The 26,177-nt window shown below is 72.4% G+C and carries 28 protein-coding genes; 13 read left to right on the forward strand and 15 right to left on the reverse strand.

Going from position 1 to position 26,177, the window contains the following annotated elements:
- The 3 genes from ABZ193_RS28505 to ABZ193_RS28515 form a co-directional block, all read right to left on the reverse strand.
- On the reverse strand, positions 1-858 hold an 858-nt coding region (locus ABZ193_RS28505; RefSeq protein WP_354712156.1), incomplete at its 3' end, for an ATP-binding protein.
- Between the two features lie 203 nt (positions 859-1,061).
- The gene (locus ABZ193_RS28510) at positions 1,062-1,808 is read right to left on the reverse strand and encodes a carboxypeptidase regulatory-like domain-containing protein (RefSeq protein WP_237337132.1); all 747 of its coding nucleotides are present in this window, start codon (positions 1,806-1,808) and stop codon (positions 1,062-1,064) included.
- Complete coding sequence (locus ABZ193_RS28515) at positions 1,805-4,339, reverse strand: MFS transporter (protein ID WP_237337131.1); 2,535 nt, start codon at positions 4,337-4,339, stop codon at positions 1,805-1,807. Before ABZ193_RS28515 ends, ABZ193_RS28510 begins: the two co-directional genes overlap by 4 nt.
- Positions 4,340-4,535: 196 nt before the next feature.
- Between ABZ193_RS28515 and ABZ193_RS28520 the strand changes: the two genes are divergently transcribed.
- Together ABZ193_RS28520 and ABZ193_RS28525 are read left to right on the forward strand one after the other, a co-directional pair.
- Positions 4,536-5,411, forward strand: a complete 876-nt coding sequence (locus ABZ193_RS28520) for an amidohydrolase family protein (protein ID WP_237337130.1) — start codon at positions 4,536-4,538, stop codon at positions 5,409-5,411.
- The gene (locus ABZ193_RS28525; protein ID WP_354712157.1) at positions 5,408-6,934 is read left to right on the forward strand and encodes an AMP-binding protein; all 1,527 of its coding nucleotides are present in this window, start codon (positions 5,408-5,410) and stop codon (positions 6,932-6,934) included. Before ABZ193_RS28520 ends, ABZ193_RS28525 begins: the two co-directional genes overlap by 4 nt.
- A gap of 4 nt (positions 6,935-6,938) precedes the next feature.
- Here the strand turns inward: ABZ193_RS28525 and ABZ193_RS28530 are convergent, their stop codons facing one another.
- Positions 6,939-7,496: a carboxymuconolactone decarboxylase family protein gene (locus ABZ193_RS28530; protein WP_354712158.1), complete on the reverse strand. Its 558-nt coding sequence runs from the start codon at positions 7,494-7,496 to the stop codon at positions 6,939-6,941.
- A gap of 75 nt (positions 7,497-7,571) precedes the next feature.
- On the opposite strand from ABZ193_RS28530, the gene ABZ193_RS28535 reads away from it, so the two are divergent.
- The 5 genes from ABZ193_RS28535 to ABZ193_RS28555 all read left to right on the forward strand — a co-directional run bounded on the left by ABZ193_RS28535 (position 7,572) and on the right by ABZ193_RS28555 (position 11,028).
- A complete protein-coding gene (locus ABZ193_RS28535) occupies positions 7,572-7,910 on the forward strand; it encodes a helix-turn-helix domain-containing protein (RefSeq protein ID WP_354712159.1) in 339 nt (112 codons plus the stop codon).
- Positions 7,911-7,997: 87 nt separating this feature from the next.
- On the forward strand, positions 7,998-9,044 hold the full coding sequence (locus ABZ193_RS28540; protein WP_354712160.1) for an aromatic ring-hydroxylating dioxygenase subunit alpha: 1,047 nt from the start codon (positions 7,998-8,000) through the stop codon (positions 9,042-9,044).
- Positions 9,041-9,259, forward strand: a complete 219-nt coding sequence (locus ABZ193_RS28545; RefSeq protein WP_020422152.1) for a hypothetical protein — start codon at positions 9,041-9,043, stop codon at positions 9,257-9,259. The genes ABZ193_RS28540 and ABZ193_RS28545 overlap by 4 nt, the downstream gene beginning before the upstream one ends.
- Positions 9,256-10,218 carry a PDR/VanB family oxidoreductase gene (locus ABZ193_RS28550; RefSeq protein WP_354712161.1) on the forward strand — a complete coding sequence of 321 codons (963 nt, stop codon included), beginning with the start codon at positions 9,256-9,258 and terminating at the stop codon, positions 10,216-10,218. Before ABZ193_RS28545 ends, ABZ193_RS28550 begins: the two co-directional genes overlap by 4 nt.
- 24 nt (positions 10,219-10,242) lie before the next feature.
- Positions 10,243-11,028, forward strand: coding sequence for an IclR family transcriptional regulator (locus ABZ193_RS28555; protein WP_354712162.1), 786 nt, complete (start codon positions 10,243-10,245; stop codon positions 11,026-11,028).
- Positions 11,029-11,693: 665 nt separating this feature from the next.
- On the opposite strand, the gene ABZ193_RS28560 is transcribed toward ABZ193_RS28555, so the two are convergent.
- Positions 11,694-12,317, reverse strand: coding sequence for a phospholipase (locus ABZ193_RS28560; protein WP_354712163.1), 624 nt, complete (start codon positions 12,315-12,317; stop codon positions 11,694-11,696).
- 52 nt (positions 12,318-12,369) lie between these two features.
- Between ABZ193_RS28560 and ABZ193_RS28565 the strand changes: the two genes are divergently transcribed.
- Positions 12,370-13,167 carry an isocitrate lyase/phosphoenolpyruvate mutase family protein gene (locus tag ABZ193_RS28565; RefSeq protein ID WP_354712164.1) on the forward strand — a complete coding sequence of 266 codons (798 nt, stop codon included), beginning with the start codon at positions 12,370-12,372 and terminating at the stop codon, positions 13,165-13,167.
- Here the strand turns inward: ABZ193_RS28565 and ABZ193_RS28570 are convergent.
- Positions 13,106-14,311 carry an MFS transporter gene (locus tag ABZ193_RS28570; RefSeq protein ID WP_354712165.1) on the reverse strand — a complete coding sequence of 402 codons (1,206 nt, stop codon included), beginning with the start codon at positions 14,309-14,311 and terminating at the stop codon, positions 13,106-13,108. The two genes, ABZ193_RS28565 and ABZ193_RS28570, sit on opposite strands and share 62 nt — an antisense overlap.
- A gap of 70 nt (positions 14,312-14,381) precedes the next feature.
- Here ABZ193_RS28570 and ABZ193_RS28575 point away from each other — a divergent pair, with 70 nt between their 5' ends.
- On the forward strand, positions 14,382-15,275 hold the full coding sequence (locus ABZ193_RS28575; RefSeq protein WP_020422146.1) for a LysR family transcriptional regulator: 894 nt from the start codon (positions 14,382-14,384) through the stop codon (positions 15,273-15,275).
- Positions 15,276-15,438: 163 nt separating this feature from the next.
- Here the strand turns inward: ABZ193_RS28575 and ABZ193_RS28580 are convergent, their stop codons facing one another.
- Complete coding sequence (locus tag ABZ193_RS28580) at positions 15,439-15,813, reverse strand: hypothetical protein (protein WP_354712166.1); 375 nt, start codon at positions 15,811-15,813, stop codon at positions 15,439-15,441.
- A 44-nt stretch (positions 15,814-15,857) separates the two neighbouring features.
- Between ABZ193_RS28580 and ABZ193_RS28585 the strand changes: the two genes are divergently transcribed.
- The gene (locus ABZ193_RS28585) at positions 15,858-16,322 is read left to right on the forward strand and encodes a MarR family winged helix-turn-helix transcriptional regulator (RefSeq protein WP_354712167.1); all 465 of its coding nucleotides are present in this window, start codon (positions 15,858-15,860) and stop codon (positions 16,320-16,322) included.
- Between the two features lie 9 nt (positions 16,323-16,331).
- Here the strand turns inward: ABZ193_RS28585 and ABZ193_RS28590 are convergent, their stop codons facing one another.
- The 3 genes from ABZ193_RS28590 to ABZ193_RS28600 are packed head-to-tail and all read right to left on the reverse strand — an operon-like array spanning position 16,332 to position 19,488.
- Positions 16,332-16,607 carry a hypothetical protein gene (locus ABZ193_RS28590; RefSeq protein ID WP_237337119.1) on the reverse strand — a complete coding sequence of 92 codons (276 nt, stop codon included), beginning with the start codon at positions 16,605-16,607 and terminating at the stop codon, positions 16,332-16,334.
- A 57-nt stretch (positions 16,608-16,664) separates the two neighbouring features.
- Complete coding sequence (locus ABZ193_RS28595; RefSeq protein WP_354712168.1) at positions 16,665-17,933, reverse strand: amidohydrolase; 1,269 nt, start codon at positions 17,931-17,933, stop codon at positions 16,665-16,667.
- 10 nt (positions 17,934-17,943) lie between these two features.
- Positions 17,944-19,488 (reverse strand): AbgT family transporter, encoded by a 1,545-nt coding sequence (locus ABZ193_RS28600; protein WP_354712169.1) that lies wholly within the window; start codon positions 19,486-19,488, stop codon positions 17,944-17,946.
- A 176-nt stretch (positions 19,489-19,664) separates the two neighbouring features.
- On the opposite strand from ABZ193_RS28600, the gene ABZ193_RS28605 reads away from it, so the two are divergent.
- Positions 19,665-20,492, forward strand: coding sequence for an NIPSNAP family protein (locus tag ABZ193_RS28605; protein WP_354712170.1), 828 nt, complete (start codon positions 19,665-19,667; stop codon positions 20,490-20,492).
- A gap of 128 nt (positions 20,493-20,620) precedes the next feature.
- Here ABZ193_RS28605 and ABZ193_RS28610 read toward each other — a convergent pair whose 3' ends face one another.
- From ABZ193_RS28610 to ABZ193_RS28625, 4 genes are read right to left on the reverse strand one after another with little or no spacing between them, the layout of a single operon-like run.
- Positions 20,621-22,555, reverse strand: coding sequence for an aconitate hydratase (locus ABZ193_RS28610; protein WP_354712171.1), 1,935 nt, complete (start codon positions 22,553-22,555; stop codon positions 20,621-20,623).
- 2 nt (positions 22,556-22,557) lie between these two features.
- The gene (locus tag ABZ193_RS28615; RefSeq protein WP_354712172.1) at positions 22,558-23,862 is read right to left on the reverse strand and encodes an NAD(P)/FAD-dependent oxidoreductase; all 1,305 of its coding nucleotides are present in this window, start codon (positions 23,860-23,862) and stop codon (positions 22,558-22,560) included.
- The gene (locus ABZ193_RS28620) at positions 23,855-24,085 is read right to left on the reverse strand and encodes a hypothetical protein (RefSeq protein ID WP_354712173.1); all 231 of its coding nucleotides are present in this window, start codon (positions 24,083-24,085) and stop codon (positions 23,855-23,857) included. The genes ABZ193_RS28615 and ABZ193_RS28620 overlap by 8 nt, the downstream gene beginning before the upstream one ends.
- Before the next feature lie 18 nt (positions 24,086-24,103).
- Complete coding sequence (locus ABZ193_RS28625; RefSeq protein WP_354712174.1) at positions 24,104-24,664, reverse strand: hypothetical protein; 561 nt, start codon at positions 24,662-24,664, stop codon at positions 24,104-24,106.
- Between the two features lie 73 nt (positions 24,665-24,737).
- Between ABZ193_RS28625 and ABZ193_RS28630 the strand changes: the two genes are divergently transcribed.
- Positions 24,738-24,953, forward strand: a complete 216-nt coding sequence (locus tag ABZ193_RS28630) for a hypothetical protein (RefSeq protein ID WP_354712175.1) — start codon at positions 24,738-24,740, stop codon at positions 24,951-24,953.
- Positions 24,954-25,054: 101 nt separating this feature from the next.
- Entirely contained in the window at positions 25,055-25,546 is a 492-nt protein-coding gene (locus ABZ193_RS28635) for a glutathione peroxidase (RefSeq protein WP_237337112.1), read from the forward strand.
- Positions 25,547-25,618: 72 nt separating this feature from the next.
- Here the strand turns inward: ABZ193_RS28635 and ABZ193_RS28640 are convergent, their stop codons facing one another.
- Positions 25,619-26,158: a MarR family transcriptional regulator gene (locus tag ABZ193_RS28640; protein WP_020422132.1), complete on the reverse strand. Its 540-nt coding sequence runs from the start codon at positions 26,156-26,158 to the stop codon at positions 25,619-25,621.
- Positions 26,159-26,177 lie beyond the last annotated feature (19 nt).

Raw genomic sequence — 26,177 nt, forward strand, 5'->3', positions numbered from 1 at the left:
CTGCGTGCCGGACCAGTTGGCCTCCGGCAGATCGGCGACCAGACCCGCGGGCAGCAGCACCGACGCGGTGGTGCCGTGCGGGACGCGGCGGTCGAGCCGGGTGCGCATGCCGTGGCGGGCGGACAGCCGCCGCACCACCGCCAGGCCCATGTGCCGCACCGAGGAGTCGTCCAGCACCGGCTCGCCGGAGAGCCGGTCGTTGAGTTCCTGCAGCCGGTCCGGCGGCAGCCCGATGCCCTCGTCCTCGATCCGCACCAGCACGCTGCCCGCCTCGGTCAGGTGGGCGCTGACCCGCACCGGGGTGTTCGGCGGCGAGGACTTCGTCGCGTTGTCCAGCAGTTCGGCGATCAGCCGGCTGAGGTCCTCGCTCGCGAAGCCGACCACGCCCAGCGACACGATCCGCCCGATGTTGACGCGGGCGTACTGGTCGATCGACGACATCGCGCCGCGCACGACGTCGACCAGCGAGGTCGTCTCGGTCGCGGTGTCGGTGGCGTCGCGGCCGGCCAGCACGCGCAGGTTCTCCGCGTTGCGGCGCAGCCGGGTCGCCAGGTGGTCCAGCCGGTACAGCTCGCCGAGCCGCTCGGTGTCCTCCTCCCTGGCCTCCATCTCCTCCAGCTGGGAGAGCAGGGAGTCGACCAGGTTGAGGTCGCGCAGCGCCACGTTCGCGCAGAGCGCGGCGAGCGCCTCTTCGTTGGCCCGCTCGCGCTCCGCCTGGGACGGGGACTGCACGATCACCGGCGGCCGCCGCGGTGGCGGCTGCGCGGGTGGGGGGCCGAAGAGCTGCGAGGCCGCTTCCCTCGAGCGGTCCAGCAGCGCGCGTGAGCGGTTGAGCAGTTCTCGAGCCCGCGTCGCCATGTCGTCCTAACTGCCTGGGTTCGTCACGTGCGGCGGCTCAACCGTCGCGGGGACCCCTTCCCCCGCGTGTGGCCGAACCCGCGCCGGTGAACGCTATGCAACCACTCCGACCCCGCCCGTGTCCACCACTCTCCGCGATCTTGACGCACCGTGCCCGGGTGGTCGACGGAAGGTGGTTCGCCTTGTCCCGCCGGGGGAAACGCTCAGGTGAGCCGCACGTCCAGCCGGGTGTCGCCGCCGCCGACGCGCGCCGCTTTCCTTACCGGTGCGTAACTCGTAGCGACGACGGTGTAGGTGCCGGGTTCGAGGTCGTGGAAGGCGTAGTGCCCGTCCTCGCCTGCGAACGTGCGCCGGGCGAGGACGCCCGATTCGTCCAGCAGGCTCACCGTGATCCGCGGCCACGGCCGCGGCAGGTCGCGCACGTTGACCGTGCCGTGGATGACCGCGGCCTCCGCCAGCTCCAGGTCCTGTCGCACGCTCGCGTCGGTCATGTGCACCGCCACCGCGGACGGCCGGTACCCCGGCGCGTTCACGGCGAGCGTGTAGGTCCCGGCGGGCAGGGCGCCGAAGGAGTATTCGCCGCCCTGGCCGGAGATGTAGGACCCGACGACCTCGCCGCGGGCGTCGGCCAGCGTCACGGTCGCGTCCGCGACCGGCGCCCCGGTGGCCGCGGAGCGGACCACGCCGCCGAGCCCGGTCGCGCTGTCCAGCACGAGGTCCAGGACGGCCGCGGTGTCGCCGACGGTCAGGGTGACCGCCTCCGGCCGGTACGCCGGCGCCGAGGCGATCAGGACGTGGACGCCGCGGCCGGGCGCGGGCAGGCGGTAGCCGCCGTCCGGCCCGGTGGCGCCGCGCGCGATCTGCTGCCCGCCGGAGTCGACGAGCGTGACCGCCGCGCCGGGCACGGGTGCGTCCCGGGTGTCGCGCACCCGTCCGGTCACCTCGGTCATGAGCGGGCCTGCTCGGGACGGCCGGCGTGCAGGTCGACGTCGACGGTCGCCGATTCGCCGCCGCTCAGGTCCACCTGCCGCACCACGGGCTCGAACAGGCTGGTCACCACGGTGTAGTCGCCGGGCGCGAGGTCGTCCACCGCGTAGCCGCCGTGCTCGTCCGTCACCGCGGCCGCGGCGAGTTCGCCCGCGGCGGTGCTGACGGTGACGCGCGCGCCGGGGACCGGGCGGCCGTCCGGCCCGGTGACGGTGCCACGCAGCGCCCCGGCGGCCTGGACCAGCAGGTCGGCCACGGCCGGTTCGGTGCCGGTCACCACGACGGTCGCCGCTGCCGGGCGGTGGCCGTCCAGGTGCGCGGTCACCGTCATCTCCCCGGCGGGCAGGCCGGCGAGCTGGAACGTGCCGTCGTCGAGGGTGCGCGTCTGCCCGACGACCTGGCCGCCGCCGTCGGTGGCGACCACCGCGGTGTCGCCGGCTCCTGCGCCGCCGGGGGCGCGGCGCACGATCCCGGTCACGGTCCCGCCGCCGGACACGACGAAGTCGCGCACGGCGCCGGACCCGTTGAGGGCGACCGCGGCCGCCTCCGGCTGGAACCCGGGCGCGGTGACGATCAGCGTGTAGGTGCCGGGGCGCAGGCCGGACACCGCGTAGCCGCCGTCCGCGCCGGCCCTGGTGCGGCCTGCCTGCCTGCCGTCGGCGCCGGTCACGGTCACCACGCCGCCGGCGAGCGCGTTGCCGCCCGCGGTGCGCAGACGGCCCGCGATGCGGCCGGGGCCCGTGGCGACGGTGTCCTGCTCGCTCACGTCGACCAGGTCGCCCACCGCGGCGGCGAGCTCGGAGCCGACGGTCTCGTGCGGCTGCCCCGGCGCGGGCTTGCGGGCCGGGCCGGTGAACCACGACGCGAGCGCGGCGACCACGGAGGCGATGATCGCGAACCAGAACGCCGCGGTCAATCCGTCCGCGAACGGCCCGGAGATCAGCTGCGGGAAGAAGCTGCGGCCGGTCAGGTAGGCGGCCTGGTCCGGCGGCAGGGTGTGCAGGACGCCGCCGAGGAGCTGCTCGATCGGGTTGTAGCCGAGGAACGCGGCGAACAGCACGCCGACCGGCGGCAGCGACGCGATCTGGTTCGCGTCGGCGGCGGGCACGCCGTTGGCGGTCAGGCCCTGCGCCATCGCCGACGGCAGGTGGTCGGCGAGCCCGGCGATCATCAGGCTGAAGAAGAAGCCGATGGACAGCACCATCGCCGAGTTCTGGAAGGTCGCGGTCATCCCGGCGCCCGCGCCGCGCGCGTTGTTCGGCAGGCTGTTCATCACCTCGGCCCGGTTGGGCGAGGTGAACAGGCCCATGCCGAGCCCGTTGAGGAGCAGGATCGCGGCGAAGGCCCAGTAGCCGAAGTCGACCGGCAGGACTTCCAGCAGGACGAAGCTGACGGCGGTGATCAGCATGCCGCCGGTGGACAGCAACCGCCCGCCGATGCGGTCGGAGATGATGCCGGACACCGGCGCGGAGACGAGGAAGCCGATCGTCAGCGGCAGCATGTAGATGCCGGCCCACAACGGGGTCTTCTCGAAGCTGTAGCCGTGCTGCGGCAGCCAGATGCCCTGCAGCCAGATGATCAGCACGAACTGCAGGCCGCCGCGGCCCAGCGAGGCGAGCAGGTTCGCCAGGTTGCCGAAGGTGAACGCGCGGATCCGGAACAGCCCGAGGTTGAACAGCGGGTTCGCGACCCTGGTCTCGATGACGCAGAAGACGACCAGGACCACGACGCCGCCGATGAGGCAGGACAACACGAACGGACTGGTCCACCCCATGGTGTGCCCGCCGTAGGGCTGGATGCCGTAGGTGATGCCGACGAGCACGGCGATGAGGCCGACCGCGAAGGTCAGGTTGCCCCACCAGTCCATCTTCGCGCGGTGGCGCTCACTGGTGTCCTTGAGCTTGAGGTAGGCCCAGATCGTGCCGAAGACGCCGAACGGGACGGAGACGAGGAAGACCAGCCGCCACTCGACCGGGCCGAGCAGGCCGCCGATCACCAACCCGAGGAAGGACCCGGCGATCGCGGCGACGCCGTTGATGCCCAGCGCCATGCCGCGCTGCCGCCTGGGGAAGGCGTCGGTGAGGATCGCGCTGGAGTTGGCCATCAGGAACGCGCCACCGATGCCCTGGACGATGCGCCAGGCGATCATCCAGATCGCCGCCGCGCCGCCGTTCATCCACGTGATCGCCAGGAAGATGGACGACACCGCGAAGACGGCGAACCCCAGGTTGTACATGCGGACGCGGCCGTACATGTCGCCCAGCCGGCCGAAACCGACCACCAGCACCGCGGTGACGACGAGGAAGCCCATCATCATCCACAGCAGGTAGCTGGTGTTCGACGGCTCCAGGGGGTTGATGTCGATGCCGCGGAAGATGTCCGGCAGCGCGATGAGCACGATCGAGGAGTTGATCGTGGCCATGAGCATGCCCAGTGTCGTGTTGGACAGCGCGATCCACTTGTAGCGGGGACCGAGCGCAGGCTGCACTTCCATCACTCCAACCAGCGAAAATTAGTTGACCTATGCTAACTGATTTCGCCGGATCGGATGACCAAGCTCTCACGGTGTGAGCGGTGATCCGGATCGCATTCGGCTGCGAAATTCCGGAGGATGTGCAACGAAGCGGACACTTCCGGCGAGCAGAAGCGGCATTGACAGCGCCGGATGCATATCAGTAGACCTGACAAGTATGGATCCCAGCCAGCTCGAGGCGATCGACGTGCACGTCCACGTCGAGACCGACGACCACGGGCACCTGTCCCTGCCCGACGACTTCGTCGAGGCGTCCTCGGCCTACTTCGGCGCCGACGCCCGGCGCCCCACCATCGACGAGATCGCGGACTACTACCGCGAGCGCCGCATCGGGGCGGTGCTGTTCACCGTCGACATCGAGGCGTTCACCGGGCACCCCGCGCTGTCCAACGAGGAGATCGCCGAGGCGGCGGCCAAGCACCCGGACGTGCTCATCCCGTTCGCCAGCATCGACCCTGCCAAGGGCAGAGCGGGCGCCCGGCAGCTGGAGCGGCTGATCGCCGACCACGGCGTGCGCGGCCTGAAGTTCCACCCGAGCCTGCAGGACTTCGCGCCCAACGACCGCAGCGCGTACCCGCTGCTGGAGATCGCGCAGGAGCACGGCCTGCCCGCGCTGTTCCACACCGGCCAGACCGGCATCGGCGCGAACATGCGCGGCGGCGGGGGAGTGCGGCTCGGCCTGTCCAACCCGATGCTGCTCGACGACGTGGCCATCGACTTCCCGGACCTGACGATCATCATGGCCCACCCGTCGTTCCCGTGGCAGGACGAGGCGCTCGCGGTGGCCACGCACAAGCCGAACGTGTACATCGACCTCTCCGGCTGGTCGCCCAAGTACTTCCCGCCGCAGCTGGTCCGCTACGCCAACACCCTGCTGCAGGACAAGGTGCTGTTCGGCTCGGACTACCCGCTCATCACGCCGGACCGGTGGCTGGCCGACTTCGCGCGGCTCGACATGAAGGACCACGTGCGCCCGAAGATCCTCAAGGACAACGCCGTCCGCGTGCTCGGCCTGGCGCAGGAGCGGGGATGATCCACCGCAGCCCGCTGCCGGACGTCGAGATCCCGGACGTCACGCTCACCGAGTTCGTGATCGGCGGCGCGGCCCGGTTCGGCGACGCGACCGCGCTCGTCGACGGCCGCACCGGCGAAAGCCTGACCTACGCCGAACTGCGCTCGGCGGTCACGGCCGGGGCGGCGGGCCTCGCGGCGCACGGCGTCGGGCCCGGGGACGTCATCGCGCTGATGAGCCACAACCAGCCGTCGTTCGTGGTCGCCCTGCACGCGGCGATCGCGGCCGGGGCCGCGGTCACCCCGATCAACCCGGCGCTGACGCCGGGGGAGATCGCCAAGCAGCTGCGGCTGGCCGGCGCGCGCCTGCTGATCGCCGCGGAGCCGGTGGTGGACAAGGCGCTGGAGGTCGCGGGCGAGGTGTTCGTGCTGGGTGAGCACCCGCGTGCCCGCTCGTTCACGTCGCTGTTCACGGACGGCCCCGCGCCGGAGCTGGACCTGGATCCGGCCACGACCGTCGCGGTCCTGCCGTTCTCCAGCGGCACCACCGGGATCCCGAAGGGGGTGCGGCTGACGCACCGCAACCTCGTGGCGAACCTGGCGCAGACGCGGGCGGGGTGGCGGATCGGCCCGGACGACGTGCAGGCCGCCGTGCTGCCGTTCTTCCACATCTACGGCTTCACGATCATCCTCAACTCCGGGCTGCTCGGCGGCGCGAAAGTGGTGACGCTGCCGCGGTTCGAGCTGGACGAGTACCTGCGGACACTGGCCGCGCACCGGGTGACGCGCGCCTACTTCGCGCCGCCGATGGTGCTGGCGCTGGCCACCGCCCCGCACGTGGAGGACCACGACCTGTCCAGCCTGCGGTTCGCGCTGTGCGGGGCCGCGCCGCTGGACGTGGAGGTGACCGAGCGCGCGGAACGGCGGCTGGGCTGCCTGATCCGGCAGGGCTACGGCATGACCGAGGCCGGCCCCGGCACGCACCAGGTGTTCGACGACGACTTCGCGGAGACCCCGCCGGGCAGCGTGGGACGGCTGTCGCCGAACACCGAGGCGCGGATCGTGGCGCCCGGCACGGACTCGGACGTCGCCCCCGGCGAGACCGGCGAGCTGCTGATCCGGGGCCCGCAGGTGATGGACGGCTACCTGGACGACCCGGCCGCCACCGCCGCGACCATCACCGGCGGCTGGCTGCACACCGGCGACCTGGTGCGCGTCGACGACGACGGCGTGTTCTGGGTCGTCGACCGGCTCAAGGAGCTGATCAAGTACAAGGGCTACCAGGTCGCGCCCGCCGAGCTGGAGGCCGTGCTGCTGACTCACCCGGCCGTGCTGGACGCCGCGGTGGTCGGCGTGCCGCACATCGAGGGCGGCGAGGCGCCGAAGGCGTTCGTGGTCACCGGGGACACCGTCGGCGCGGACGAGCTGATGGCGTTCGTCGCCGAGCGCGTCGCGCCGTACAAGAAGGTGCGCGAGGTCGAGTTCGTCGAGCGGATCCCGAAGTCCCCGACGGGCAAGATCCTCCGGCGGCTGCTCCGGACTTGACGGCTCAAGGCTTGATCTGATCCGGGAAGCGCGCCGCCCAGGGTTCGGGTGGCAGGGCGAGGGCGTTGGCGAGCCCGCTGATCGTCCGGTACCAGCCGGCCAGCACCAGGAACTCCAGTAGCTGGGTGTCGGGCAGGTGCGCGGCCAGCTCGGCCCACCTGGCCGGCGAAACCGTCGCGGTGTCGTGCAGGTCGTCCACCGTCCCCACGAGCGCCCGCTGCCGCGGTGACCAGACCGGGGCATCGGCGCCGTCGTGCACCGTCGCGGCCAGCTCGTCCGCCGTGAGCTCGGGGAACACCACCGCGTGCACGCCCCACTCGTACTCGCACCCGGAGCGCGCGCAGGCCCGGGCGATGACCAGCTCCCGGTCGGCGGCGGGGAGTTCCCCGTGGGCGAGCAGGCCGGCGCCGAGCGCCCGCATCCGCGATGCGAGCTCCGGGTGCCGGTGCAGCACGCGGAAGAGCACCAGCGGATCGTGCGCGACGTGCGGCGCCATCCAGCGCCGCAGCGCGTCCTCGATGTCCGGCGGATAGGGCGGGGTCAGTGGCGCGATCCGGGTCACGGGACCTCCTGCGAGTGCTGCTTCGATTTTCGAACCACTATGCTGCTTCGAGAATCGAAGCGCAAGGAGTGAGCCATGGCGGACCAGTCCGTTCCCCGGCCGGGATCCCCAGTCCGCGGCTCGTCCACCGGACGACCCGTGATGGCGGCGCTCGACCTGCTCGGGCGGCGCTGGACGCTGCGCGTGGTCTGGGAGCTCCACCGGGCGCCCGCCGGCTTCCGCGAGCTCCAGCGGCGCTGCGACCGGATGTCCTCCAGCGTCCTGACCACCCGGCTGGCCGAGCTGGCCGACGTCGCCCTCGTCGAGGAGGGCGCCGACGGCTACCGGCTGACCCGGCTCGGCCGCGAACTCGTCGAATCGCTCCTGCCGCTGGACACCTGGGCCCGCCGGTGGGAGAAATCGCTCCGCCGGTGAGCTTTCACCTGCTGAAAACACGGCTGGTCCCGGCCCGGTCCCGGCAGCGAAAGTGTGGTCATCGCATCTACACCGAAGGAGCTGCAGATGACTGCGTTCGTGCGCGACCAGTGGTACGTCGCCGCCTACGGGAGCGAGGTCGGGCGGGAGCTGCTGGCGAGGACGATCCTGGGCGAGCCCATCGTCTTCTACCGCACCGAAGCCGGGGAAGTCGTCGCGCTCGCCGACCGCTGCGTGCACCGCCGCTACCCGCTGTCGGAGAGCCGCCTGGACGGGGACCGCATCGTCTGCGGCTACCACGGCTTCACCTACGAACCCTCCGGCAGCTGCGTGTTCGTGCCCGGCCAGTCCCGGATCCCGCGCACCGCGCGCGTGCCGTCCTACCCGGTCGTCGAGCAGGATTCGTTCGTGTGGGTGTGGATCGGCGACCCCGCCCGCGCCGACACCACGCTCATCCCGCGCGCGCCGTGGCTCGCCGACCCCGCCTACACCACCGTGTGCGGCATGGAACCGCTCGCCGCGCGCTACGACCTGCTCGTGGACAACCTGATGGACCTGTCCCACGAGACCTACCTGCATGGCGGCTACATCGGCACGCCGGAGGTGGCGAACACCCCGATCACCACGGCGGTCGACGAGGACCGGCGGATCATCTACGTCAGCCGCCACATGGACGACGCGGCCTGCCCGCCGTTCTACGCGAAGTCGACCGGCATTCAGGGCCGCATCACGCGCTGGCAGGACATCGAGTACCACCCGCCGTGCCTGTACCTGCTGCACAGCCGCATCGCGCCGGTCGGCGTGCTGCCCAACGCCGACGGCACCGACCCGGAGGGGTTCCACGTCGAGGTCGTCTACGCGATCACCCCGGAGACCGAGCACTCGACCCACGACTTCTGGGCCGTGGCACGGGACTTCGCGCTCGGCGACCAGGAGGTGTCCGACTTCCTCGCGCAGAGCAACCGGACCGTGGTGCTGCAGGACGTGGAGGCGCTCGACATCCTGGAGCGGGTGATCCAGGCCGAGCCGCAGGGCTACCAGGAGCTGTCGGTCAACATCGACACCGGTGGCCTCGCCGCGCGGCGCATCCTGAAGAAGATGGCGGGCGAACCGGAGAAGGCCGCCACGCGATGACCGAGCGGACCGCGATGCTGCACGGCGACACCGTGTACCGCATCCACTGGAAACTGGGCACCGACGTCCTCGTCGGCGTCTGCCACTGCGGCGCCGAGCACGAGTCGGAGGACCCGGTCGAGCTGTGGGAGTGGCTGCTGGCCCATCCCGACGGCCACGACGACCCGGCGCCCGCCGGCGACCCGGTGCTCGCCGGAGCGGGGAGTGCGCGATGACGGCGGTGCTGACCGAAGTGGAACTCGACGTTCTCCTGCAGCGCAAGGAAGAACTCGCCGCGGGCGTGGTGCGGCTGACCCTGCGGCACCCCGCAGGCGAGCCCCTGCCGGAGTGGGAGCCGGGGGCGCACCTGGACCTCGTGCTCGGCGAGGGGCTGGTGCGGCAGTACTCGCTGTGCGGCGATCCGGCGGACCGGAGCGTGCTGCAGGTCGCGGTGCTGCGCGAGCCGGACGGGCGTGGCGGATCGGCCTGGGTGCACGACCGGCTGTCCACAGGGGACACCGTGCGGATCCGCGGGCCGCGCAACCACTTCCGGCTCGTGGACTCGCCGCGGTACCTGTTCGTCGCGGGCGGGATCGGGATCACGCCGATCGTGCCGATGATCGCGCGGGCCGAGGCGTCCGGCGCGGACTGGCGGCTGGTGTACGGCGGGCGGTCGCGGGCGTCGATGGCGTTCCGCGAGGAGCTGGTGGCGCGCTACGGCGACCGGGTGGAGATCCGGCCGCAGGACGAGACCGGGCTGCTGGACCTGGACGCGCTGCTGGGCTCGCCGCGCGACGACGTGGCGGTGTACTGCTGCGGGCCGGAGCCGTTGCTGGCGGCGGTCGAGCAGCGCTGCGCCGCGTGGCCGCCGGGCTCGCTGCACGTGGAGCGGTTCTCCCCGAAGGCGGGCGCGGACGCGGGGGAGCGGACCACGTTCGAGGTGGAGCTTGCCGCGTCCGGCCGGACGGTGACCGTGCCCCCGGACAAGTCGATCCTGGCGGCGGTCGAGGAGGCCGGGGTGAGCGTGCTGTCGTCGTGTCAGGAGGGCACCTGCGGGACGTGCGAGACGCCGGTGCTCGACGGGGTGCCGGACCACCGGGACTCGCTGCTCACGGAGTCCGAGCGCGCCGCGAACGACACGATGATGATTTGCGTGTCGCGTTCGTGCGGGCCGCGGCTCGTGCTGGATCTGTAGGCCGGCGCGGGGCAGGATGATCGGATGGACGGCGAAGTCCGGACGGTGACCGGCAAGGTGCTCGCGCTGCTCGGCGCGTTCACCCCGCAATGCCCCGAGCTGACGCTGTCGGAGCTGGCGCGCCGGGCCGGGCTGTCGCTGGCGACCGCGCACCGGCGGGTCGCGGAGCTGGTCGCGTGGGGCGCGCTGGAGCGCGGCGCGGACGGCCGGTACCGCGTCGGGCTGCGGCTGTGGGAGGTCGCTTCGCTGGCGCCGCGCGGGCTGGCCCTGCGCGAGGCGGCGATGCCGTTCCTGGAGGACCTGTACGAGGTGACGCACGAGAACGTGCAGCTCGCCGTGCGGGAGGGCCTGGAACTCGTGTTCGTGGAGCGGATTTCCGGCCGCAAGGCGGTTCCGGTGTGGACGCGGGTGGGCGGCCGGTTCGCCCTGCACGCGACGGGCGTCGGGCTGGCGCTGCTCGCGCACGCGCCGGTGGAGGTGCAGGAGGAGGTGCTGGCCGCGCCGTTGCAGGCGTATACGCCGAAGACGGTGACGAGCCCGGCCCGGTTGCGCGAGATGCTCGCCGCGGTGCGCCAGACCGGCTACGCCGTCAGCGACGGCCAGGTGACCACGGACGCGGTCTCGGTGGCGGCGCCCGTGCGGGACGGTTCCGGCGCGGTGATCGCGGCCGTGTCGCTGGTGGTGCACGCCGATGGTGCCCAGCCGGCGGCGCTGGCGCCACTGGTGCAGGCGGCGGCGCGGGGTATTGGCCGGGCGTGTGGTTCTCCGGGTGGGGCGCGGGTGTTTCCGCGGGAGCCGATTGCGCGGTGAGGCATCGCCGCCCGCGTGTCGCGCGGTGAGGTATCGCTGCGCGGTTTGGGATGGTTCGGGTGCGGTGACGGCGGCCGTGTCGTTGGTGGTGCACGCCGATGGTGCCCAGCCGGCGGCGCTGGCGCCACTGGTCCAGGCGGCGGCGCGGGGGATCGGCCGGGCGTGTGGTTCTCCGGGTGGGGCGCGGGTGTTTCCGCGGGAGCCGATTGCGCGGTGAGGTCTCGCCGCCCGTGTGTCGCCACCGAGCCGCCGTACCGGACCGATCTTGGCCTGGAACCGCGATCGTCCCTTGGGTGCCGCGGTGTGTCCCGCCCGCCTGGCTGGGATCGTTCCTTGGGTGCCGCGGTGTGTCCCGCCCGTCTGGCTGGGATCGTTCCTTGGGTGCCGCGGTGTGTCCCGCCCGTCTGGCTGGGATCGTTCCTTGGGTGCCGCGGTGTGTCCCGCCCGTCTGGCTGGGATCGTTCCTTGGGTGCCGCGGTGTCTCCCGCCCGTCTGGCTGCGGTCGTCCCCTGGGTGCCGCGGTCTGTCCCGCCCGTCTGGCTGGGATCGTCCCCGGGCGCCGTGGTCTGTCCCGCCCCCCTGGCTGCGGTCGTCCCCTGAGCGCCGCGGCCTGTCCCGGCCGCCTGGGCGCGAGTGACCCGAGAGATCACCGCGGCGGGCGGACCTCAGCTCGTCAGCAGCTTCCGCACCTCCGCGATCTCGTCGTCGTTCACCAGGTGCTCGCGGTCGTCGTACACGCGCAGCGTCACCGCGGCCCCCATCCGCTCCAGCAGTCTCGCCGTGGACTCCGCTCGCTCCAGCGGCACCCACTCGTCGTAGCGGCTCGTGCCCGCGAACACCGGCGTGCCCGCCAGCGACCCCGCCGGCGCGCGCTCCTCCGGCCCCAGGTACCCGCCGGTCAGCAGCGCCGCCCCGGCGTACCGCCGCGGCGAGCGCACCAGCAGTTCCGACAACAGGCACGCCCCCTGCGAGAACCCGACCAGGAACACGTCCTCCGCCCCGATCCCGGCCTCCGCGATGCGCGCCAAGAACGCCGCCATCGCGTCCAGCGCGTGGTCCGCCCACGGCTGGTTCACCGCGAGCGGCTGCATGAACCCCGCCGGGTACCACGTCTGCCCCGCCGCCCGTGGCAGCACGTATGCGATGTCCGGCACCGCGACCCGGTCGAGGATCGCGAGCATGTAGTCCGGCGTCTGACCCCGCCCGTGCACGACGAGCGCGGCGCGCCGGGCCCGGTCTAGGGGCGCGCCCGCGAAGACCGGGTCCGGTTCCAGGTGGGGGTTGCTCACAGCACGGATCGTATCGGCCACCACCGACAATTCCCGGCGTTAGCGTTCCGGCATGACCTTCGCCGAGCTGCACCGGACCGGGAAACCCCTGCTGCTGCCCAACGCCTGGGACTACGCGTCCGCGGCCGTCCTCGTCGCCGAAGGCTTCGCGGCCATCGGCACCACCAGCCTGGGCGTCGCCGCCGCGGCGGGCCTGCCCGACGGGACCGGGGCGACCAAGGACGAGACCGTCGCCCTCGCCCGCAGGCTGACCCGGCTGCCCTGCTACGTCACCGTCGACATCGAAGGCGGCTTCTCGGACGACCCCGGCGAGGTCGCCGCCCTCGGCGCGGAACTCGACGCGCTCGGCGTGGCCGGGGTGAACATCGAGGACGGCCGCGACGGCGGGCGCCTCGCCGAGCCGGCGCACCAGCAGCGGCTGATCGCCGCACTCAAGGACGCCGCGCCCGGCCTGTTCGTCAACGCCCGCACCGACACGCACTGGCTCGGCACCGGCGAGGACCCGGTCGCCCGTGTCCGCGCCTACCGGGACGCCGGGGCCGACGGGGTGTTCGTGCCCGGACTGACGGACGAGACGACGATCGCCGCGGTGGTCGCGGCGGTCGACGCCCCGGTGAACGTCCTGGCGGGCCCGCCCCTGCGGCGGCTCGCCGAGCTCGGTGTCCGGCGGGTCAGCTGCGGCTCGCTGCTGTTCCGGGCCGCGCTGGAGGCCGTCGTCCGCACGGTCGACGCGGTCGCGACGGACGGTGCCATCCCGCCGGTTCCGTCCTATGCGGACGTGCAGGCGCTCAGCTCGCCCGGAACAGCCGCCGCACCACGGTGGCCAGGATCGCCAGCAGCGCCACGGTGAACCCGGCCAGCGCGATCCGCGCGTCCACCACCTGCGTGGCCACCCCGAGCGCGAGCACCGGCACCGCGAGCCCGGCGTAGGCGGCCAGGAACAGCCCGGACAGCGCCTCGCCGCGGTTCTCCGCCGGGGCCAGGCCGAGCACGATCCCGACGCTGGCCTTGAAGCCGGCGCCCGCTCCGGCGCCCGCGAGCGCCGCGCCGAGCAGGAACAGCGCGAGGCTGGGCAGCCACACCGCGACCGTCACCAGCACCAGGCCCGTCGTGAGCAGGCCGAGCCCGGTGGCGAGCAACCGCCGCAGCGCCGTCCGCGCCAGCACGATCTGCGCGACCGCGGCGGCCCCGAACACCGCGAACACGCTCGCCCCGGCCAGCGCGTGCGAGTGCTGGTGCAGCGTGTTCGCCAGGAACCCCGGTGCGAGCGAGGTGAACATGCCGAACACGGCGAACTCCGCGAGCGCGGCCGCCCCGGCCGCCAGGTAGCGGGCGCGGGCGTGCGGCGGCACCGACACCCGCTGCGGGTGGTAGCGCACGCGCGTGGCGGTCACGGTCTCCGGCGCCAGCGTCACCGCGAGCGCGCCGATCAGCATCAGCACCTGGAACACCAGGTACGGCACGTGCAGCGGGTCGCCGGCGTACTCGGCCAGCAGCCCGGCGACGAGCGGGCCGAGGCCGATGCCGCCGAGGTTCGCCGCGGTCGCCACGACGTCCGCCCGGGTCCGCGAAGTGCCCGGCCGCGCCGCGAGGTGCAGTTCGGTCAGGTGCGCGGTGGCGGTCGCGGTGAGCAGGCCGATGCTGATGCCGGACAGGAACCGCGCCGCGAGCAGCGCGGGCACCGCCGACCAGGCCAGGAACACGACCCCGGCGAGCACGTTGACCAGGACCGCGGGCACCAGCACGCGCCGACGGCCCACCCAGTCGGACACGTGCCCGGCGACGAACAGGCTGGCGATCACGCCCAGCGCGTACGCGGCGAAGACGAGGGTGACGGTGAACGGGCCGAACCCGTCCTTGGCCTGGTAGAGCACGTAGAGCGGGGCCGGGGCGGCGGAGAACCCCATGGTCACCGCGAAGGTGTAGGCGACGAGCCAGAAGCCCGCGCCGTGACGGCGGGACGTGGTGCGCGGGGGAAGGGTCTCGATGATCACGACCCCAGAGTGCGCCCGTTTGCTCATCTCGTCCAACGAATGTTTTCGCTGGCAGCTATCTCGGTGTTAGATGGATGTCGTGGAACTGCGTCAGCTGTCGTACTTCGTGGCGGTCGCCGAGGAGCTGAGCTTCACGCGCGCGTCGCAGCGGTTGCGGGTCGTGCAGTCGGCGGTGTCGACGGCGATCCGGGCGCTGGAGCGGGAGGTCGGGGCCGAGCTGTTCGACCGGGACAGCCGGCGGGTCGCGCTGACCGCCGCCGGCGCCGCGATGCTGCCCGAGGCGCGGACCGCCCTGGCAGCGGCGCGCGCGGCGGCGCAGGCCGCGGCGGGAGCCAGCGGCGAAGTCCGGGGTGCGGTCACGATGGGCACCCTCCTGTCGACCGGGCGGGTCAACGTGCCGCGGCTGCTGGGCCGGTTCTCGCGACGGCACCCGCACGCGGCCGTGCGGTTGCAGTACTCGCCGTCGGGCTCGGCGGGACACGTGCGGGCGGTGCTCGACGGGCGGATGGACCTGGCACTGGCGTCACTGGCGGGCAAGGTGCCGGCGGGGCTGGCGCACGAGATCGTGACGGAGGAGGACCTGAGCCTGCTGGCCGGGCCGGACCACCCGCTGGCGAGCCGGAGCGGGGTGACGCTCGCCGAGCTGGCGGAGGAGTCCTTCGTGGACTTCCCGGTGGGGTGGGGGAACCGGACGCTGGTGGACCGCGCCTTCGCCGGGGCCGGGCTGAGCAGGCAGGTGCCGCTGGAGGTGTCGGACTACGGCACCGCGCGGGCCCTGATCTGCCAGGGACTCGGGATCGGCTTCCTGCCCTCGGGTGCCGCGGGGGACATGGCGGGCGTGGTGCAGGTGCCGCTGGCCGAGCCGCTGCGGTGGTCGGTGTCGCTGATCCACGCGACGGCGCGACCGCTGTCCCCCGCGGCGGCGGCTTTGCTGCGGGAGGTGCACGCGGAGTTGGAGACCTAACGCGCAGCGTCCGGATTGTGGGCCGCCGTCACTGGGTTTCGGCCATGGCAGGTGCCGCTGGCCGAGCCGCTGCGGTGGTCGGTGTCGCTGATTCACGCGACGGCGCGACCGCTGTCCCCGCGGCGGCGGCCCTGTTGCGGGAGGTGCACGCGGAGCTGGAGACCTAACGCGCACCCTCGAGATTGGCCGCCATAGTCGCCAGAACCCGCAGAGCATCCGCGTACTGGTCCTCCGTCAGCCCGGCGACGGACAGTTCGCGGAAGCGCCGCACCCGCTCGGCGATCTCGGTCCGCGCGGCGCGGCCCTCGTCGGTGAGCGTGCCGTCCGCGGTGATCCAGCCGCGGGCCACCAGATCGGCCCGTGCCTCCGCGGCGCCGTCGAACACCTCGAGCACCTCCTCGCCGTGGCGCGAGGTGTTCAGCGCCTGCCAGTGCCGCCGCGTCAGGGCGTGGTCGGCGAGCACCCGGGTGAGGCCGTCCTCCAGCAGGTTGTGCAGGTGCTTGAGCCAGAAACCGATCGGCTTGTCGAGCGGGTCCACGACAACTCCTATGTAAAATGACATGTAGTTGTCTTCGAGTATGGATGAGGACGGGGATGGACCGCAACGCCGATTCGATCGCCCGCGCGCTGGCCACCCTGCGCCGGGCGCAGTCGCGCCGCGCGCTGGGCCGCTTGTCGCGTGAGCGGGGGAGGACCAGCCCGGTTCCGGACGCCGTGTACGAGCTGCTGGACGTCGTCGCGGCGGCCGATCGGCCGCCGACGGTCACCGAGGCCGCCGCCGCGCTCGGGATCGATCAGCCCCGCGCGAGCCGCTTGACCGCGCAAGCTCTGGAAGCGGGACTGGTGCGCCGATGCGCCGATCAGGCCGACGGCCGCCGGTCACTGCTGGAACCCACGGCCGACGGCCGGCGGGCGATCGAGGAGATCCAGGCGTTCCGCGCCCGGGTCGTGGCCGAGGTGACGGAAGGGTGGGATCCGGACGACCGGGCCGCGCTCGCGAAGCTGCTGGCCCGGTTCACGGAGGACTTCAGCGCGCTGGTGCGCTGACCGCGATCTTCAGGCGGCGTGTGCCCGCTGCGCCCGCAGCGCGGCGAGGCCGGCCTCGGTGGGCACGACGGGCACGTCCTCGACTCCCGAGCCGGACGGTGCGGTGATCAGCTTGCGCCAGCGGAGCCGGTCGAGCGCTTCGCACTCCCATGGCGGGACGCGCCCTGCCGCGGCGCCGTCGGGGCCGGCCCACATGTAGCACGTGGGCGCTCCCCACAAGCCGTTGTGGAACAGGATGAGCCCGGCGGCCGTGTCGGCCAGGGCCTGCATGTCTTGCGCGGTCATACCACAAAGGGTGCCCCTCGGCGAGACGAGCACACATCAGCCGAACCACCGAGTCGGCTACGTATTGTCATCCGTACGTGTGACCTGGCGCACCAGAGCTTCCAGCACGTCGACCGCGACGGGCAACGCCGCCTCGTCCACGTCGAAGTACGGGTTGTGGTGCGGCGCGGGGTTGCCGCCACCGACCACCGTGTAGGTCGCGAGACCGCCCGCGCGCTGCACGGCCTCGGCGAACAGGCTGGCGTCGTCGCTGCCGCCCATCTCGTGCGTCCGCAGCGCCCGCTCGCCGTGCCCGGTCGCGCCGGCCGCCGCGAGCACCGCATCCAGCAGTTCGTCGTCGCAGTTCAGCGACGTCGAGCCGCCGGTCTCCTCGATCTCCACCGCCACGCCCTGCGCCTGCGCGGCTCCACACAGGACCTGCTTGATCCGCTCGGTGAGGTCCGCGTTCACCGCGCCGTCCTTCGACCGCGCCTCGCAGGTCAGCTCCGCCACCGCGGGCACGATGTTGACGTTGCCCCCGGCGTGCAGGGTGCCGACGTTGACCCGCGTGTCGGCGGCGGAAAACCGTGGCAGGCCGTGGATGCCGAGCACGGCGGTCGCGGCGGCGAGCAGTGCGTTGCGGCCGTCCTCGGGCGCCGCCGCCGCGTGCGAGGCGACCCCGGTGAACCGCGCGCGCATCTTCGTCGTCGCGAAGATGCCGGTGATCCCGGCCGCCACGGTCGTCGTGGGCAGGTCGAGGCCGAGGTGCACGGCCAGGAAGCGGTCGACCCCGGCGACGGCGTCCGCGGCGAGCATCGCGCGGGCGCCCCGGCCGCCCTCCTCGGCGGGCTGGAACAGGAACCGCACCGTGCCGGGGAAGTCGCGGTCGGCTAGCCGCCGCGCCAGCGCCAGCCCGATCGCCACGTGCCCGTCGTGCCCGCAGGCGTGCATGAACCCCTCGTACCGCGAGCGGAACCCGTTCACAGCGGGCGCGTGCGCGGGGTCGTCGGCCTCGGTGACCGGCAGCGCGTCCATGTCGAACCGCAGCGCCCAGACCGGGCCGGGGCGGCGGCCGGCGAGGTCGGCGACGATCGCGGTGCCCTCGGTGGCGAACCGCCGCACGTCCGCGGCGTCCGCGCCCGACGCGACCGCCCGGTCGGCGAAGTCCTGGAGCGTGGCCTCGTCCGGGTACGCGGGCACGCCCTCGCGCCGCATCGCCGCGACGCCGGTCCGCACCTCCACCGGGAGTTCCCGCAGGTGCGCGAGGACCGTCGCCGCCGTCCGCACCTCGCAGAAGGCGGGTTCGGGGTGCGCGTGCACGTCCCGGCGCAGGGCGACCAGATCCATCAGGCTCCTCTCAACGCGGCAGGTGCACGTGCACCCCCGGCCCGAACGGGATGTCCCCGAAGTAGAACACGGCCAGCAACGCCGCCCACACCACCCAGAACGGGATCACGAAGATCGAGGTCCTGGCGATCAGCGTGCCGAGGCGGAGGTCCGGTTCGTAGCGGCGCAGCACGGTCAGCAACACGAACAGGTACGGGCTGAGCGGGGTGATGATCTGCGTGGCGGAGTCGCCGATGCGGTAGGCGGCCTGCACGAACCCCGGGTCGTAACCCAGCAGCATGAACGCGGGCACGAACACCGGCGCGACGAGCGACCACAGCGCCGAGCCGGACGTGATGAACAGGTTCAGCACCGACACCAGCACCACGAACGCGAGGATCCCGGCGAACCCGGTCAGGTGCACCGACTGCAGGAACTCCGCGCTGCGCACGGCCAGCAGGGTGCCCAGGTTGCTCCACGTGAACACGGCGATGAACTGCGAGATCGCGAGGATCAGCACGATGTAGCCCGCCATGTCCTTGACGGCCTCGGCCATCATCGACGGGACGTCGCCGGGCTTGGTGATGGTGCCGGTCGTGATCCCGTAGGTGATGCCGGTGATCGCGAACGCCAGGAACAGCACCAGGACCAGCCCGGTGAGCAGCGGTGAGTTGATCAGCGAGCCGTTCTCGCCGCGCAGCGGGCTGCCCGGCAGCAGCCACGCCACGGCGACCACCGCCACGTAGACCGCGAGCACGATCGCGGCGCGCCGCAAACCCTTGCGCTGCACCGGTGTCAGCGCCGCGCTCGTCTCCTCCTCCGCGCCATCGGGCGGCGTGTAGGGGCCGAGCCGGGGCTCCAGCACGCGGGCGATGAGCCACGCGCCGAGGAACGGCAGGATCAGCCCGGCCGCGGCGGTGAAGAACCAGTTCATCGCCATCGTGACCTGCGGCTGCACCGCGACCGGGACGACGGTCACCGCCTTCTGGGTGAGCCCGGACAGCAGCGCGTCGTAGCTGCCGAGCAGCGTCCCGGCGCCGTAACCGCCGGTGACGCAGGCGAAACCGCCGATCGCACCGGCCACCGGATGCCGCCCGGCCGCGCGGAACACGAGCGCGGCCAGCGGCGGGATGACGATGATGCCCGCGTCCGCCATGACGTGCGCCTGGAACGACACCAGCGACACCGCGAACGGCAGCAGCCAGCGCGGGGCGCGCGAGAAGACGGCGCGCACGGCGGCTTCGAGCAAGCCGGCACGTTCGGCCAGGCCCACGGCCAGCAGCATCACCAGCACGTTGCCCAGCGGCGGGAAGGTGACGAAGTTGTCGACGAGCTTGCTCAGCAGGAATCGCACGCCCTCGCCGGTGAACAGGCCCTTGACCGCCACCGGTTGCGCCGTGCCCGGAACGGTGACGGTGACGTGGCAGGCCGCGACGACGGTGGTGATCACCGCGAGTGCGGCGAACAGGTAGACGAACAGGAAGAACGGGTCCGGCAGCCGGTTGCCGACCCGTTCGACGAAGGCGAGAACCCGTTCCGCGGGGGATCGCCGTGCCTGCGCTGGGGTGGTGCTCAACCGCTGCCTCCTCGATCGTTTCCGGGCTCAGGATGGCAGCCGACGGTGTCGGCGGGATGTCGGAGTTTTTCGGACAGGTGAAGTGAACCGGACGATGGCAACCCGTCGCGACCCGGAATTGTCGGTGGTGGTCGCTAACCTCGGCGTGCCGGTTGGATCACGACGAGGGGGACCCGATGACCGAGCTGTTCGAGCTCCGGCAGTACACGCTGCATCCGGGACGGCGCGACGAGTTGGTGGCGTTGTTCGACCGCGAGTTCGTGGAGTCGCAGGCCGAGGTGGACATGCGGGTGTACGGCCAGTTCCGCGACCTGGACGACCCGGACCGCTTCGTGTGGATCCGGGGCTTCCCGGACGCCTCCCGGAGAGCCGAATCGCTGGCCGCGTTCTATGAACGACATCCCGCGTGGCTGAAACACCGCGAAGCCGCCAACGCGACGATGGCGGATTCCGACGACGTGCTGCTGCTGACGCTGGTGAGCGGGGATCTTGGCGCGGCTGGGGGTTCGCCGCCGGTCTCGGTGAGCGGTGGCCTTGGCGTGGTTGGTGTTTCGCGGCCGGGTCCGGTGGGTGGTGGATCCGGCGTGGTTGGTGGTTCGCCGCCGGGTCCGGTGAGTGGTGGATCCGGCGTGGCTGGTGGTTCGCCGCCGGGCCCGGTGAGCGGTGAATCCGGCGTGGCTCGTGGATCGTCGGCCGCTGGTGCGGGTGGGGGCGGTGCGGCACCGTTCGAGATCGTGATCTGCCACCCGGACGATCCTGGCGCGTTTCCGGCGTTCTTCCAGCGCGAACTGGTGCCCGCGCTCACCGAAGCGGGCGCGACACCGCTGGCGTCCTTCCGGACTTCCGTGCAGCGCAACGACTATCCGCGCCTGCCGGTCCGCGAGGGCGAGCAGGTGTTCGTCTGGCTGAGCAGATCCCCGGCCCCAGCGGAGCTGCTCCCGGCCGTGCGGCGGCCACCCCAGCGGCTCCGCCTGGCGCCGACGCCACGTTCCTGGCTGCGATGAGCCGACTGTCCACAAGGGAGGTGCAGAACCTGGATTTTGACAACTGAAACCAAGCTCCAACCCAGGAGGCCTCGTCGCGAGAGGGGCTCACGCGGCTGCCGTGATTGGGCGGCCCGCGCAGGCCAGGTTCAGCCTCGGGCGAGGAGGGGGATTCGGCCGCCCTCCAGGACGGCCTCCACCTGCCTCGGGGAGAGCCGGTGCCGCAGCGGGATGCCCACCCCCGCGGTCGTGTCGGTCGCCGTGATCTCCTCGCCTTCGGGCAACTGCGCGCGCAACCCGCGCAGCGCCAGCACGTGTCCCTGCTCGATGCGGTCGTAGTCCGCCGGATCGGTGAACTCCAGCGCGAGGATCCCGAAGTTGGCGAGGTTCTGCCAGTGGATCCGCGCGAACGACTTGGCGATCACCGCGTGCAGCCCGAGGTGCCGTGGCGTGATGGCAGCGTGCTCCCGCGACGAGCCCTGCCCGTAGTTGTCCCCGCCGACGACGAAGTGCCCGCCCTCGGTCTCGCGCGCCCGCGACGGGTACGTCTCGTCGACGCGCGTGAACGTGAAGTCGGCCAGCTTCGGGATGTTCGAGCGGAACGGCAGGGCCGCCGCGCCGGCCGGGGAGATCTCGTCCGTCGAAATGTTGTCGCCCACCTTCAGCAGCACGATGGCCTCGATGTCGTCCGGCAGGGGCGGGAAGTCCGGCAGCGACGAGATGTTCGGCCCCTTGACCAGTTCCTCGCGCGCGGCCCGCTCCGGCGGGAGCGGCGGCACCAGCATCGCCGTGTTGACCGTCGCCCGCTCGGGCAGCACCACCGACGGGTAACCCATGCTCAGCTCACGCGGGTCGGTGATCACCCCGGTCAGCGCTGCCGCCGTCGCGGTCTCCGGCGAGCACAGCCACACCCGGTCCTCCCGCGTCCCGGACCGGCCTGGGAAGTTCCGCGGGAACGTGCGCAACGAATTGTGCCCGGCCGCCGGCGCCTGCCCCATCCCGATGCACCCCAGGCACCCCGCCTGGTGCAGCCGCGCGCCCGCGGACACCAGGTCGAGCGTCGCGCCCATCTTGGTCAGGTCGGCGAGGATCTCCCGCGACGTGGGGTTCACGTCGAAGCTCACCGCGTCGTGCGTCTGCCGCCCGCGCACCATCGCCGCCGCCACGGCGAAGTCCCGCAGCCCCGGGTTGGCCGACGAGCCGATCACCACCTGCCGCACCTCGGTGCCCGCCACCTCCCGCACGGGCACCACGTTGTCCGGCGACGACGGGCACGCGATCAGCGGCTCCAGCGCCGACAGGTCGATTTCCTCCGCGATGTCGTACACCGCGTCCGGATCGGCGACGAGCTCCTCGAAATCCGCAGCCCGGTCCTGCGCCCGCAGGAACTCGAACACCGCCTCGTCCGCCGGGAAGACCGTCGTCGTGGCGCCGAGTTCCGCACCCATGTTCGCGATGACGTGCCGGTCCATCGCCGACAACGACGCCAGCCCCGGACCGTGGTACTCCACGATCCGGTTCAGCCCGCCCTTGACGCCGTGCCGGCGCAGCATCTCCAGGATCACGTCCTTGGCCGACACCCACTCCGGCAGCTCGCCGGTCAGCCGCACGCCCCAGATCTCCGGCATCCGCAGGTACAGCGGCTCCCCGGCGATCGCCATCGCGACCTCCAGCCCGCCGACCCCGATCGCGAGCATGCCGAGCGACCCGGCGGCGCACGTGTGCGAGTCGGACCCGACCATCGTCCGGCCCGGCACCCCGAACCGCGCCATGTGCGTCGGGTGCGAAACCCCGTTGCCCGGCTTGGAAAACCACAACCCGAACCGCCGGCACGCCGACCGCAGGAACGCGTGGTCCTCGGCGTTCTTCTCGTCCGCCTGCAGCAGGTTGTGGTCCACGTACTGGACGCTCACCTCGGTGCGCGCGCGGTCCAGCCCCAGCGCCTCCAGCTCCTGCATCACCAGCGTGCCGGTGGCGTCCTGGGTGAGGGTCTGGTCGACCCGCAGACCGATCTCGCGCCCCGGCACCGGCTCACCCGACACCAGGTGGCTGTCGATCAGCTTGCGGGCGACCGGGAACCCCACAGCTACCTCTGGCTGGCTCGCACGAACTGCTCCCGCGGGTGGTGCTGCTCGCCGGTCGCGACGACCTGGCGCCGGAACGGCAGCGAGATCAGCCAGTCCGCGGCGATCCGCGTCTTGCGGTGCGCGGTCGGCATGGTCATCAGGTGGTACGCGCGGTGCAGCGCCCACGCCGGCCAGCCACGCAGCTTCACGCCGTAGATCTGCGCGACACCCTGGTACAGGCCCAGGCTCGCGACCGACCCCGCGTAGGAGTGCCGGTACCCCTCCAGCGGCCCGCCGCGCAGCGTCGCGACGATGTTCTTCGCCAGCACGACCGCCTGCCGCGACGCGTGCTGCGCCGACGGCGCGCACACCGCGCCCGGCTCCTTGCTGGTCACGTCCGGCACCGCGGCGGCGTCACCGGCCGAGAACACGCCCGGCGCGCCGTCCACCTCCAGCGTCGTCGCGCAGCACACCCGGCCGCGCGGGTTCAGCGGCAGGTCGGTGTCGGCGAGCATCGGGCTCGGCTTGACGCCCGCGGTCCAGACGATCGTGTCGGCGTCGAACTCGGTGTCGTCACCCAGCACGACGTGGCAGTCCTCGCACGACTTGAGCGTCGTGCCCAGGTGCACCTCGAAACCGCGCTTGGTCAGCACGTCGAGGGTGTAGCTCGCCAGCGACGAGCTGACCTCCGGCATGATCCGGTCGGCCGCCTCGACCAGCACCCACCGCAGCTCGGAGCGGTCGATGCCGTAGTCCTTCAGCGCGTGGCGGGTCATGTCCTCCAGCTCCGCCATCGCCTCGATGCCCGCGTAGCCGCCACCGACGAACACATACGTCAGCAGCTTGCGCCGCAACTCCCGGTCCATCGTGCTGGCCGCCAGGTCGAGCCGGGACAGCACGTGGTTGCGCAGGTAGACGGCCTCCTCCAGGGTTTTGAAGCCGATGCCGTGCTCGGCCAGGCCGGGAATCGGCAGCGTCTTGGACACCGAGCCGGGCGCCACCACGAGGACGTCGTAGCCGAGCTGCTCGACGTGCCCGTCGGCGACGCGCAGCGTGACCGACTTGGACGTGGTGTCCACGCCGGTCGCCTCCGCGGCCATCACCTTGCAGCCGGGCAGCACCTCGCGCAGCGGCACGACCACGTGCCGCGGCTCGACGGAACCGGCCGCGGCCTCGGCGAGGAACGGCTGGTACGTCATGTAGGACCGCGGGTCGATCACGGTCAGCTGGGCTTCCTCGGCGGTGAGCCGCTTGCGCAGCTGCCGGGCCGTGGTGGCGCCGACGTAGCCCCCGCCGATGATCACGATCCGGGCGGGGTCAGCCACGCAGCGCCTCCTCGTCCGTCTCGAACTCCACTTCGCGCTGCTGCTCGGCGACGTCGCCGGGGTCCGCCTCGGCCGGGAGCCCGGGCTCCAGGCCGGTCTGCCGCGGAGCGTGCACGTTCTGCCGTTGCGCCAGCGCGTCGGCCTCCGGCGCCTCGGGGTCGGGCGGCAGCGGCGATTCCCGCTCCAGCGCCTCGCGCACGGACTCCTCGTCGGGCTCGGTCACGCGGATTCCCTCCTCGTGTCAGTGGGTGTTCTCGAGTTCGGCGATCGCGCGTTCGACACCCGCGACCACGTCCGGGTGGCCCAGCGGCAGCGGCGCGGGGATCCGGTCCTCGGCGCCGCCGGTGCTGTGTGCGACGACCCGCACCGGCACACCGGACTTCGCGAGCGCGTCGATCCGCTCCCGGTGGTCGTCCTCCCAGTGCCGGTCGGCGATCTCGCCGTCGCCCGGCGGCACGAACTGGTCCGCGGCGGGGTCGACCAGCAGGAGCGAGCGCAGCGCGCCGCTGTGCTTTTCCGCCAGCCGCAACGCCCCGTCGGCGAACGGCCCGCTCGCCACCACGTGCACCGCCTCGGCGGGCGGGTCGGACAGGAGGTCGTCGGCCTGGGTCAGCCCGCCGTCGGAGGGCAGGCGGCACCACACGACCTGCCACTGGCTCGTCTTGTCCCGCCAGGTCGCCGGAAGTCCCTTGTGCTTGGCCAGGCCGGTCGGATCGAGCACCAGCACGGTCGGCCCGTCCGGGGTACCTTCGGTAACGGCGGCCGGGCCCTCGGCACGCACCGGGTCCGGGGAGTAGTTCATCAACCGCTCCTTTCTCCGGTCTCTTGGCTACCCGGGGCGCCGCCGCCCTACACGGATCACGTGCGGACAGGGGATGAACATGCGAGAGCACCTGCAGGAGGTCGCCGACTTCAACGTCCCGGTCACGTCGGCCGAGGACACCGAGATGATCGCGGCGCAGCGCCGGCGCGCGGTGCGCGCGGTCGCGTCCGCGGCGGCGAACGCCGAGGACTGCGCGTTGCTGCTGGACGCGCTCGGGCTGAAGCCGGCGGAGGGGATCGCGCCGGTTCCGGCGCAACGGCTCGGCTGATCGGGTGTAACGCTGGTCACGGTCGCCGCCGGGAGGGGAACGGCGCGGCCGGGCCGGCGTTGCCACAGGTGGTAGCTGCCGACCACCGCGGAGGATCTGTCATGGCCCTGGCTGACATCGAGCTGCGCACGCTCGCCGGTGAAACCGCGACGCTGGGCGGGCTGGGCCGCAAGGCCCTGCTCGTCGTGAACGTCGCCTCGAAGTGCGGCCTGACGCCGCAGTACGCCGCGCTGGAGCGGCTGCAGGAACGCTACGGGGACAAGGGTTTCTCCGTCGTCGGGTTCCCGTGCAACCAGTTCGCCGGCCAGGAGCCGGGCAGCGCCGAGGAGATCGCCACGTTCTGCTCGGCGACCTACGGCGTCACGTTCCCCATGTTCGAAAAGATCGAGGTCAACGGCCCCGGCAGGCACCCGGTGTACGCCGAGCTGGTGGAGACGCCGGACGCCGACGGCGTGAGCGGGGACGTGCAGTGGAACTTCGAGAAGTTCCTCGTCGACCCGGACGGCAAGGTCGTGGCGCGCTTCCGGCCGCGGACCGACCCGGAGGCCCCGGAGGTCGTCGAGGCCATCGAAGCGGTGCTCCCGGCCGCCTGAATCGGTCAAAGCTTTGACAAACGCGGCGGGACATCGTAGTGACCTGCGCCACGGGCGCCAAGGGGCCAGTTCCTAGAACCGGCGCTTGGCGTCCATCGCCGCGGGGCTCGTCGTGAGCTTCTCCAGTAGGCCGATCAGGATGGTCTGCTCCGGCTTGGTCAGCGCGTTGGCCCACGCCTGCTCGCGGGCGTTGTGGGCCTCGTAGGCGCTGGTGATCGCCTCGTGGCCGGCCTCGGTGAGGTTCAGCAGCACCGCGCGCCGGTCGTGCTCGGCCTGCTTGCGCGACACGAGCCCGTCCCGCTCCAGCGTGTTGACCAGGGCGGACACCGCAGCGCGGCTCATCCCGGACAGCTGCGCGACACGCTTCGCCTCCATCGGGCCGGCCAGCCACAGCGCGAACAGGACCCGGAACCCGCCCCAACTCCACCCGCGCGGCCGGTGCACGGTCGACTCCCAGTCGTACACGAGTGCGCTGGTCAGGCGGTGCAGCGTCAGACCGAGGCGCATCGCGGTGGCGTCGACCGCCGGCAGTTCGGCGGTCGTCCGCGCGATCGCGTAGTCCACGAACGTCAGGTAGTCCAGCTCGTCGGGGGCAGCCGGTTCTGCGGTCATGCGCCCCAGGCTAGGCGCT

Source organism: Amycolatopsis sp. NPDC006125, from assembly GCF_040614195.1.
Taxonomy (GTDB): Bacteria; Actinomycetota; Actinomycetes; order Mycobacteriales; family Pseudonocardiaceae; genus Amycolatopsis_E; species Amycolatopsis_E tucumanensis.